The 10482-nt window shown below is 52.9% G+C and carries 9 protein-coding genes; all 9 read right to left on the bottom strand.

Annotated elements, in window-relative coordinates:
- Nucleotides 1-70: 70 nt before the first annotated feature.
- A complete protein-coding gene (locus GA565_RS13515; RefSeq protein WP_152198887.1) occupies nucleotides 71-1393 on the bottom strand; it encodes a cytochrome c in 1323 nt (440 codons plus the stop codon).
- Nucleotides 1394-1446: 53 nt separating this feature from the next.
- Entirely contained in the window at nucleotides 1447-3051 is a 1605-nt protein-coding gene (locus tag GA565_RS13510) for a GMC family oxidoreductase (RefSeq protein WP_055779809.1), read from the bottom strand.
- A complete protein-coding gene (locus GA565_RS13505; protein ID WP_152198886.1) occupies nucleotides 3044-3583 on the bottom strand; it encodes a sugar dehydrogenase complex small subunit in 540 nt (179 codons plus the stop codon). Before GA565_RS13505 ends, GA565_RS13510 begins: the two co-directional genes overlap by 8 nt.
- A 19-nt stretch (nucleotides 3584-3602) precedes the next feature.
- Nucleotides 3603-4070: a heme-binding protein gene (locus GA565_RS13500; RefSeq protein ID WP_152198885.1), complete on the bottom strand. Its 468-nt coding sequence runs from the start codon at nucleotides 4068-4070 to the stop codon at nucleotides 3603-3605.
- A 419-nt stretch (nucleotides 4071-4489) separates the two neighbouring features.
- The gene (locus tag GA565_RS13495) at nucleotides 4490-5623 is read right to left on the bottom strand and encodes a M20 family metallopeptidase (RefSeq protein WP_152198884.1); all 1134 of its coding nucleotides are present in this window, start codon (nucleotides 5621-5623) and stop codon (nucleotides 4490-4492) included.
- A 25-nt stretch (nucleotides 5624-5648) separates the two neighbouring features.
- Nucleotides 5649-6734, bottom strand: coding sequence for a phosphotriesterase (locus GA565_RS13490; RefSeq protein WP_152198883.1), 1086 nt, complete (start codon nucleotides 6732-6734; stop codon nucleotides 5649-5651).
- A gap of 3 nt (nucleotides 6735-6737) precedes the next feature.
- Nucleotides 6738-7736, bottom strand: coding sequence for an ABC transporter permease (locus tag GA565_RS13485; protein ID WP_193311986.1), 999 nt, complete (start codon nucleotides 7734-7736; stop codon nucleotides 6738-6740).
- 29 nt (nucleotides 7737-7765) lie between these two features.
- Nucleotides 7766-8521, bottom strand: a complete 756-nt coding sequence (locus GA565_RS13480; RefSeq protein WP_193311985.1) for an ATP-binding cassette domain-containing protein — start codon at nucleotides 8519-8521, stop codon at nucleotides 7766-7768.
- Between the two features lie 480 nt (nucleotides 8522-9001).
- The gene (locus GA565_RS13475; protein WP_152198881.1) at nucleotides 9002-10024 is read right to left on the bottom strand and encodes a LacI family DNA-binding transcriptional regulator; all 1023 of its coding nucleotides are present in this window, start codon (nucleotides 10022-10024) and stop codon (nucleotides 9002-9004) included.
- Nucleotides 10025-10482: the final 458 nt, after the last annotated feature.

Here is a 10482-nt window from a genome sequence, read left to right as displayed (position 1 = left end):
TGATTATCAGCAGAAAAGGCCGAACGGATGTTCGGCCTGAAGTCATCTCAAAAATCCTTAAAAACCTGATTTATTTCTGAGTGCCGTCTTCAATTTTCGGTGGATAGGTCAGGTCTGCCGCTTTACGCATTTTGGCGACGTCCTTAGCCGTGACAGTCGCCCCTGCCGGATCCCCAAACTGCTTGCTGACATACTGACTAAGTTGCGCAATCTGCTCATCGGTTAGCTGGTTGGCAAATGACGGCATCATGACTTCGCCCTGACTCATATGACGCTGTACGCCACCGAGAATAACGGACACCAGGTTGCGGCTGTCGGCCGCGCCGGTGGTCGTGTGGTTAAACAGTGACGGATAGGCGTGGAAGCCCTTACCGATACCCGCACCGGACTGACCGTGGCAGGCGGCGCAGTTGCTGTTAAACAAGGCAGAAGCGGACTGGTCGAATTTAACGGCATTGGATCTGTCAGCGAACACATTGCTAGCCGCTTTACCCCACTGGTCGCGTGGCTGCGTTTGCCTGTCGTCACTTATCGCCGGGACTGAGCGGATATAAGTAGCAATCGCATTCAGGTCACCGTCGGTCAAGTGTTGCAGGCTGTGTTCAATCGCTTCCGCCATTGCACCGGACGCAGAGGCTTTGCCCGCGACGTTGCCGGTTTTAAGATAAGTCACCAAATCCTGCTGCGACCAATTGCCGATACCGGCATTCTTGTCCGGCGTGATGTTAAACGCCACCCAGGAACCCAAATCTCCCCCGGCGAAGGCTTTGCTATTGTCCATCCCCATCGTTAAGTTACGCGGTGTGTGGCAGGTCCCACAGTGTTCCAAAGCATCGACAAGATAGCGGCCCCGGTTCCAGTCATCGCTTTTGGCCGGGTCGTTTTTCAACGCGCCTTTATCAAAGTTAAACCATTTCCAGAAGGTCATGCCCCAGCGTTGGTTAAACGGAAAAGACAGGTCAGTTTTAGCCGGAGCCGCGTGTACGCCGGGCAGCGAAAGCAGGTAGGCCTTAATGGCCAGCACGTCTTCACGTTTCATCTTGGTGAACGAGTCGTACGGCATGGCCGGATAAAGCTGCTGCCCATCCTTACCCACGCCGTCGCGCACGGCGCGAACAAACTCGTCGTCACTCCAGTCACCAATGCCAAACTGCTTGTCCGACGAAATATTGGTGCCGTAAATGACCCCAAAAGGTGAGGCCAGCGGATAACCGCCGCCAAACTCAACGTGCTTAGCTGCACCCGGTGCCGTATGGCAGGCGGTACAGTCTGCCGCCGTTGCCAGATAGGCGCCGCGTTTAATCATTTCGGCCGAACTTGACGCATCGTCTGCTAAAGCGCTGGCCGCTGCCGCCAGCGGCAACAGGGCCGCCAGCAAAATTTTTATTCTCATTTCACATCCTCATACGGCAGCCGTCTTTGGTCTGCCGCAGTCCTTTGGAAGACTCAGGCCAGGCTTTTTAGCACCGTATCCGCCATGCGAAGCGCCAGCGCCGTTCCGGTTAACGTTGAGTTAACGGTGGAAGCAGAAGGCATGATGCCGGTACCGGCGATAAACAGGTTTGGGTGGTCGTGGGTGCGACAGTCGCCATCAACCACCGAATCTTTTGGGTCGCTGCCCATGATCATGGTGCCGGTAATGTGCTGATTGTTGTTGTATACGCCGCGCTTGCTGTAAACCACTTCCGTGCCGCCCATGCTGGTGGCAATTTTCTGGAAATCGAGCATCGACTGGTCATACCCTTTATGCACGTAGTCCGGGAATTGGTAATAGACTTCAAGGCGCGGAATTCCCCACTCGTCTTTCTCTGTTTTACTCGGCACCACACGGTTTTCTGGCTCAGGAAGCATTTCTAATAGGCAGTTCAACAGCACATAACGCTCGGCCTGATACGCCAGTTTGTCGTTTAACGCCTTGCCGTAATAACCCTGCTTAACAAGGCGTTCGGTCAAGGTGCGCACCGGCGACGTGTTAGCCAGGTCAACGCGCAGCGCAGAACGCTCGGCGCGAAACGCCCCGTCGCGCAGGTTGTTGATACTGCCTGGACGCATAGGGCCACGGCCAAACCACACCGGTTCATCGGCCAGAAACTCCACCGCCGTGCCGGGGTGGTCCATCAGATTGCGTCCCACCATGCCGGAGCTGTTGGCAATGCCGTTGGGATATTTTTCGCTGGTTGAGATAAGCAGCAGTTTTGGGCTCTCCAGCCCGTTAGCCGTCAGCACAAAGCGTTTACCGGTGACTTTATGAGTCTGTTTTTGTGAGTCGAGGTAGTGCACCGCGACGATATTGCCGCTGTCATCGGCTTCGATGTTGTAAACCACCGCGTTGGCAATCACCCGCACACCAGCCTCTACCGCTTTGCGGGCCGAAATGCCGCCGTGATACTGGGCGTCAATCGGACACACCGGCATGCAGTTATTGTTACCGCAGCAGGCAGGGCGGCCATCGTAGGGAATGCTGTTGCGCGCCTGTGGGCCGATCCCGACCACGTAGCCTAATGGTGCTACGCGCTGTTTGATACGCTCAAAGCCGTAGGAAAGAGGAATGCCCGGCAGCGGATAAGGCTCCGATCGCGGTGATCCTAAGTCGTCGTCACCGGAGACGCCCATCTGAATTTCCGCTTCGGTATAGTAAGGCTCCAAATCTTCATAGCTAATGGGCCAGTCGCGACCCACGCCGTACAACGTCTTGATTTTCATGTCATTAGGCAGCAGGCGGAAGGCCTGTCCGGCCCAGTGCCAGGTAGTACCACCCACACCTCGCAGATACTGTGCTGCGTAAATATCCGGCCCTTTCTGAATCAGATAGTTGTTATCTTTTGGCTGGAATTTCGGCTGTGGTGCCCAGGGCTTTGGCGGATAGGGTTCGGTAAAGTCACCTTTTAGCGGCGATTGGCGGAACAGTTCTACCGCCTCATCGCGTTTGATGAACGGACCAGACTCAAGCATCAGTACCGAAACTCCGGCCTTGGCCATTTTTTCCGCGGCAAGTGAACCGGCGATACCGGCACCGATAACAATAACGTCGGCGTGTAATGAATCAGCCATGGGTATTCACCTCGCTGTCAGGTTTATGGACCCAAAAGTTCGGTTCGCCAACCGCATAACTTGGGGGTAATACACTGTCTTTTACCAATTGGTAACTCACAATATTCTCAAAACCAATGCACACCTGACTGCCGACTTTGCCGACTACGCCGAGATACCAACCATTAACAAGTTGTTGATACAGCTCGCCTAATGTCGCCGGTTGCTGGGCAAGAAGCTGGTGCAGCGGCTCACCAACTGCGCCGCTATGGGCGTCGAGCAGCGTTGCCAATCCGTCCAATTGAGCATCGAGTTCGCTGTGATGCAGCCAGCTGTAAAGTGCCTGACCTAGATGTGGCTCAAGGTCATTCACGGCAGTCAATTTTCTTGAAAGCTGCATGAAGTTCTCAGGCATGGTAATCGCTGAAGCCAGCGGTGGCGCAGCGTGCGCCAGTGTTGCAAACACACTGCTCCCCAACAGCTGGCTGCCAATCCCGGCAGCCAGCACACTGGCAGTGCCGAATACCATTCGGCGGCGTGAAAGATTGATCATGGTTTTCTTCCGTTAAGAGTTACTTCAAGACGCTTGCGGCGGTTTCAGAAGCCTGATTGTCAATGTCCTGCTTTGGCGTGCTTACGCCCACTGCGCCCACGACTTCGCCCGACAGCGTGAGGGGATAACCGCCACCCAGAGGTACAGCGTGCGGAATAGCCAGCACGGTCGTTTCCCCCCCCTGCAGGCGCTGCATGAATTTCAACGAAGGAGCGTGATACAGCGCGGAGGTTTGCGCTTTGCCAATGGCGGCGTCGACACAGCCCGCTGGAGAGCCGTCGAAACGGTCGAAGGCCAGCAGTTTTCCGTCGGCGTTGACCACAGCAACGCAACCGGTGCTGTGCTGCTGAGTCAGGGTGGCTTTCACGCTGTTAATGACCTGATGGGCCTGTGCGTTGTCGAGTTCAGGATGAAGCGCAGCCATCACACAAGGGGGAGTTAGCAGCACACCGGCAGCGCAAATGAGGGAGAGAAGGCTCTTTTTCATGATCTTTTCCAGTTAATAAAATGAATAAAAATAAGAAATTATTGAATCAGGAGGTTCACAAAGTCCGAAGTGTGACTGAGATATTTTTAAATGTTTCCCGGATGTTAATTCACTTCTTTTATTGGGTGAATAGATGGTTTCGTAAGTAAAGTAATTAATTAGAGGTTTTTTTAGGTTAATTTAGTTAAAAAACAGCCTGGAGGCCTTGAGCGGCATGGATTTAAGCAATTTGTGCTATTGCGAACCAAATGATACGTAATGAGCTGGTGGGATTCTGGAATGTGAACTAAACAACATGTGAATGTTGTAAATGAGTTGAAGCAGCTAGCAGTGATTAATGACTGATCGGTATAACGCGCAAGCAACATTGTGCCAGCGCAGGTATAGCGGGGAGGGAGTCAGGTGTGAGTGAGTATGGCTCAGAGCGGTTTAGAAAACTCGACGATAAGCCGTTGATAAAGTGCCACGCATTCAGTCAGGCGTTGCACCTCGCAATACTCATCGGTTTGGTGTGCCATGCTAGGTTCTCCGGGGCCGAGAATAACACAAGGGGGGTTGCCCACGGCGTTAAGCAATACAGCGGCGTCAGTGAAATAGGGCACAATGCGTGGTGAAATCGGCTTATCGTGCAGCGATTGGCAGGCTGCAATCACTTGCTGGATCCACGGATGCAGGCTGTTGGTGAGCACGGCTGGCAGGTCAACCAGTGTGGTGATAGTGACAGCGTCACTTAAGTGGCACTGTAACCGAGTAATCAATGCGGTATGTGCCAGAGTCGGGTCAGTGCGTAGGTCTACGTCAAAACTGGCGCGGTCCGGCACTGAGTTTATATTCAGTCCGCCACGAACAGTCCCCACGTTGAGCGTCGGCTTTTTCATTAACGGATGCGGCGGCCCGAGTTCAAAACTGCGTATTTTACCAATGGCATCGGCGGCCAAATAAATCGCATTAATACCCAGTTCAGGCATCGCGCCGTGTGCCGTTTTGCCCTGGGTTTCGCAGCGCAACCACAGTGCACCTTTATGGCCGATCACCGGATAATTGCCCGTGGCCTCGCCGACAATAACCGCTGCCGGACGGGGTAAGTCAACCGATAGGTAGCTGATAAGCGCTCGCGCGCCGTCGCAGCCAGTTTCTTCACCGCCGGTTAATAACAGCACGACACCCGTGCCTGCGCTAATGGCCGCACGTTGATCGATGCAGGCAACGATAAATGCCGCTACGGCGGCTTTCATGTCACTGCTGCCGCGGCCAAAAAGTTTACCGTCGACAATGTCGCCGCCGAACGGAGGGTATTTCCACGGTGCATTGCCCAGCGGCACTGTGTCGAGGTGTCCTGAAAATGCCAGCGGAGCGCCCGATTTGCTGCCTTTGAGTCTGGCAATCAGGTTCATTCTGTTTTCGCCAAAAGGATGTTCACTCACCTCAAACCCTTGCGTTTGCAGGTAATCGCGGAGCCACAGCAGGCACTCCTCCTCGTTTCCGGGAGGATTTATAGTGTCAAAAGCCAGCAATTTTTGCGTCAGTTCAATGACAGACAGAGCAGATGGCATGAGTTTCCCTGGTGTTGGTGATAATTTAAGTGTGGCAAAAAACGCGCTGTGGATTGCCAATCAGCAATTGCTCGAGCTGTTCTCCACTGACGCCATGGCGGCGCAGGCGGGGCACGAAGTGCTTTAGAATATAACCATAGCCGTGTCCGCCGAAACGGGTAAGCATGGTTTTTAAAAATACGTCCTGCGAAAGTAAAACCTGTTTGATAAAACCATCGTCGATAAGCTCGCGAATAGCGCGGGCGTTCTCTTCATCTGAGGGCGATTGTGCGCTCTCATCAGCATAAAAATAGCTCATGCCAATCATGTCGTACTCTAAAAATGCACCACGTTCGGCCAGCGTGCGCTGATAATTTTTATCGGCAAAGCTTGGATTCATATGACAAAGCACGGTGTGGTGCAGGTCTGCGCCTTCTTCGGCCAGCACGTCCAGTACCTTATGACCCAGCCTTTCCCAGCCGGGTAAATGTACCTCGATGGGTACGCCGGTGGCGGCACTGGCGCGCGCGGCCGCGCGCAGCGACTTTTCTTCATTGGCAGTAAACGCGCTGGAAACGCCAATCTCGCCAATCAGTCCGGCAATGACTTCCGGCTTATCGTCAAAACCGCCGATGTCATAAATTATCTGTTCGGTCAGCGTTTCCAGAGAATGCGTTTTCACATAGGCCGGATGCGAAGGCTCTAAATAAAAGCCAGTGCCCATAATAATGTTCAGACCCGTCAAGCGCGAAATGCGCTGCAGCGCTTTAGGGTCGCGACCAATGCCGATATTAGTTGGGTCGACCACGCTTTGACCGCCCTGAGCCTTAAACTTCATTAACTCATCGATCGCTAAATCAGCGTCAAAAAGTTGGCAGTTATCGCGGCTGGCCAGCGGGTTTAACGACAGTTCGCCGAGATTTTCTATTTTTACCGGCATCTCGGCAATGTGGCGATCGCTGCAACAGCAGGGCGCCACCCACTTTCCCGACGCATCGAGCAAAATATGCTCGTGCATTAAGGTCACGCCCAACTCGCTCACCGGTATTGGCCCCAGTACCGTATTTACAAAGCCGCTGGAAACGCCCAGCGGGAAAGGGTCGGCGTGACGGAATATTGAATGCTTATTCATTGACTACCCCTTGCTCGTTCGAACCGGGTTAAAGATGCGCGTGTTCAACCAGATAGCCAGCAGAATAATCAGGCCAGTGGCAATCTGAGTATAAAACGGTGACATGTGCGAAAGAATCAGCCCGTTTTGAATCACCGCAATCGACAGCGCGCCAAGCAGGGTGCCGATAATCGTGCCAAAACCGCCGAATAGACTGGTGCTGCCCAATACCACGGCGGCAATCACCTGCAGTTCAAAGCCTTCGCCCTGATTCGACGAACCGCTGCCAAGACGTGCGGTAATAATCATCCCCGCCAACGCTGCCGACATGCCGCTTAACACATAGACCCAGAGAGTGATTGAACGGGTGTTCACTCCTGCGCGGCGCACACCCTCCGCGTTAGCGCCGATGGCAGTCACGTAGCGGCCAAAACGGGTGTGGGTCAACAGAATATGGCCAAGTCCCAGCGCCAGTACGCCAAGAATTGCCGGCAGCGGTAGTCCTAGCACCCAAGCGCGGCCGAGCCAAATAAAGTCGCTCCCGGCGGGCAGTGGAATGGAGTATCCCTGGGTCATCAGCAGCGCCACGCCGCGAATAACGGCTAATGTAGCCAACGTCACGATGAAGGCAGGTATACCTTCATAGGCAATAAAATAACCATTAATAGCACCGATCAGTCCGCCGAGCGCTAGACCTGCCAGCAGCACCACCGGCCAAGACCAGCCCCAGTTGTTGAGCGCAATCGCCGAAAGTGCACCCACCAGCGCCAGCGTAGAGCCTACCGATAAATCAATGCCACCGGTCGTGATAACTAACGTCATCGCCGCCGCCACAATCAATAATGGTGCGCTCTGACGCAGTATATTTAGCCAGTTGTATTTACTCAGAAAATCATCGGTGGCGAAGGAGAACACCACGCAGCAAAAGACAAAGAAAACCGCAATGCTGACCACGCCGGAATGATTGTGCAAAATGCGGCGCGACAGCGAATGTTTAATCAGTCGTGGACTGGACATATTCATAATGCTCATGGGCTTACCTTTTGAAAGACTCAGTGATGAACGGTTTCACGAGCCGAATGTGCCTCAAACTTTTGCCCGACGATCAAATTAACGATGTCAGATAAGCTGGTGTCTGCGATTTTTCGGTCCGCCACGTTGGTGCCTTCATACATCACCATGATGCGGTCGCACACCAGGAACAGATCCTGTAGACGATGGGTTATCAGTATTACGCTGACCCCGCGAGCGCTAACGCGTCTGATTAACTCCAGCACAGCCTCCACTTCCGCAACGGCCAATGCGGCGGTGGGTTCATCCATAATTAATACTTTAGGTTCAAAGGCTGCCGCGCGGGCAATGGCAATCGCTTGACGTTGCCCCCCTGAAAGATTACGCACCAGCAGGCGGGTATCAGGAATCGAGATCCCCAAACCTTTCAGCATTTCACGTGCCTCTTCATGCATTTTTTTCTCATCGAGAAACGGAATACCCAGCAGGCGAGTCTGTGGTTCACGGCCCATAAAAAGGTTACCGGCCACGTTAACCGTATCGCACAGTGACAAGTCCTGATAAACCATCTCAATATGGCAGCGGCGTGCGTCCGAAGGGTTGTTGAAATTGACTTCTTCACCGTCGATGCACAATTTTCCGCTGCTGGGCACTACGGCACCGGCGAGTATCTTGGTTAAGGTAGATTTACCCGCGCCGTTGTCGCCCACCAGTCCGAGTACTTCACCCGGAGCAAGGCTTAAGTTAACGCCGCGAAGAGAGCGGATCGAACCATAGGTTTTGGTGATATTAATCATCTCCACCCTGGGTGTGCCTGCAAGTTCTCTTGACATGAATCTGCTCCATCACAAAGGGGATGGCGGGTAGCGTAATCGGTGAACGTACCACCGTATCTACGCACAACAGCGCTGCCGTTAGTGGTCATTTCCGATTTTCCTTTCCTTGTAAACCGGTTTACCCAAATGACAAAAATAACGGCAACCTGTTTTCCCGCTCAGCCGATTAACTAAAATAGTGAGTGTGGATATCTGAATCGCCGAGAATGTTTTTGCAGTAAGCGTGCCAATATTTGCACAAAAGTCGTTTGTCGTGTGGGTTGACTGGGAATGGGGAGGGCAATAAACGGATGAAAAACAATGAGCTATTTCTTGTGAAAAATATTTTACCCTGAGTCATTTTTTTCAGCACAGGTTTTGTAAAAATGCCAGTCAAGTGAGAGCGTAAAAAAAACAACCCGCCCTTAAACGGTGCAACGGCCCCACTGTGGGGCAGTTTTGTCAACGTTTTGGCTGCCAGGGGGCAATGGAATCTCTGGAGATTAACTCGACGGGAATTCTGGATACGCGACTGACGTTAGCGTCGTCATTAAGCAGTTTGATGAGCGTTTCAACCGCCGTTCGACCCAGCTCGCGTGCAGACTGACGAATGGTAGACAGACGGGGAGTGATCAGGTCTGAATAAATCGCGTCATCAAAACCGACCAGTGACAGCGAATCCGGTACGCTGAGGCCGTTAGCGCGAACGCCGTCGAGCAGGCCAAGAGCCAGATAATCACTGGCAGCAAAAATTGCGCTCGGCGGGGTGGGCAGGGCAAGCAACGTTTCCAGCGCCAGACGACCAAATCCTCGGTCATAGTCGCCATAAAGCACTAATGCCGGGTCGTAACTTATGCCGCTTTTAACCAATGCCTGCCGATAACCTTGATGCCTTTCGCGCACGCTCATCAACTCATCGGGGCCACCTACAAAGGCAATATGCTGATGTCCGGCGTCGATTAACGCCTGCGTGGCTAATTCGCCACCGTGCACATTGTCGGAAAATACCTTGGGAACGTCGCTGCCCGGCACATCTTCATCAATCAGCACCACGTGACGCTGGTCTTTTAGCTCGAGACAAAGCTGGCCGTTATCGGGACGGTTGGTGGTAAACAGCAGGCCGTCGACCTGGCGAGTGTCAAGCCAACGAATAAACTGGCACTCTTTCTCGAGATTATTTCGCGTAACGCACAGCACCAGACTGTATTTATGTTCAGACGCCGCCTCTTCAGCCGCGTCGGCCAGCTCGGCGAAGAACGGGTTAGCAATATCAGGCAGCACCAGACCAATGGTTTCACTGCCGCCCATGCTCAAACGTCGCGCCAGGCTATTGGCTCGATAACCTAGAGTGTTGATTGCGTGTTCAATGCGTTCCACCGTTTGCTGTGGCAGCACAATGCTGTTGTTGAGATATCGCGAAACGGTGGCTTTAGAAAGCCCCGCCATTTGTGCAACGTCGGATAACACTACCCGTTTAGTGGCCATAATTTCTCTCTGCTGTCCTGGCGGATGGGCCTGTATCAACTAGGCTAATTGACTCTGCGGGTGACATCAAGACAGCATATGCCAAACGCAACGTCAGTGGGTTATTTCTTGTTTGCGTCACGGCTTTTTGTCACCTATGAGGAGCACGGCTGAAATTTTATACTTGACAATTTTTCTCGGCCGATTAATTGTAATTGGCAGTTTACCCGCATCACTGTTTTATCGAAAAAGCGTCGTTTGGAACGTCACTCTTCGAATTCTTCGCCGTACATTCTGATATCTGACCCGCCCAAAAATAACCCTGACAGGTCCATGTCATGGGAATTGCGCCGATTTTTTCTGCGCGAATTCCTTTGGCTATGCCTGCTGGTATTTCTTATTGTCCTCTCTCATTTTATAGGATGTCATTATGTTGACCAACACCGGTAAGAAAAATGTTGCAGTGCAGATGAATAAAT

It is taken from the genome of Rouxiella sp. S1S-2 (genome assembly GCF_009208105.1).
GTDB lineage: Bacteria > Pseudomonadota > Gammaproteobacteria > Enterobacterales > Enterobacteriaceae > Rouxiella.
Note: the sequence above shows the minus strand (reverse complement) of the source record. Positions and strands in the feature narration are given on the sequence as shown.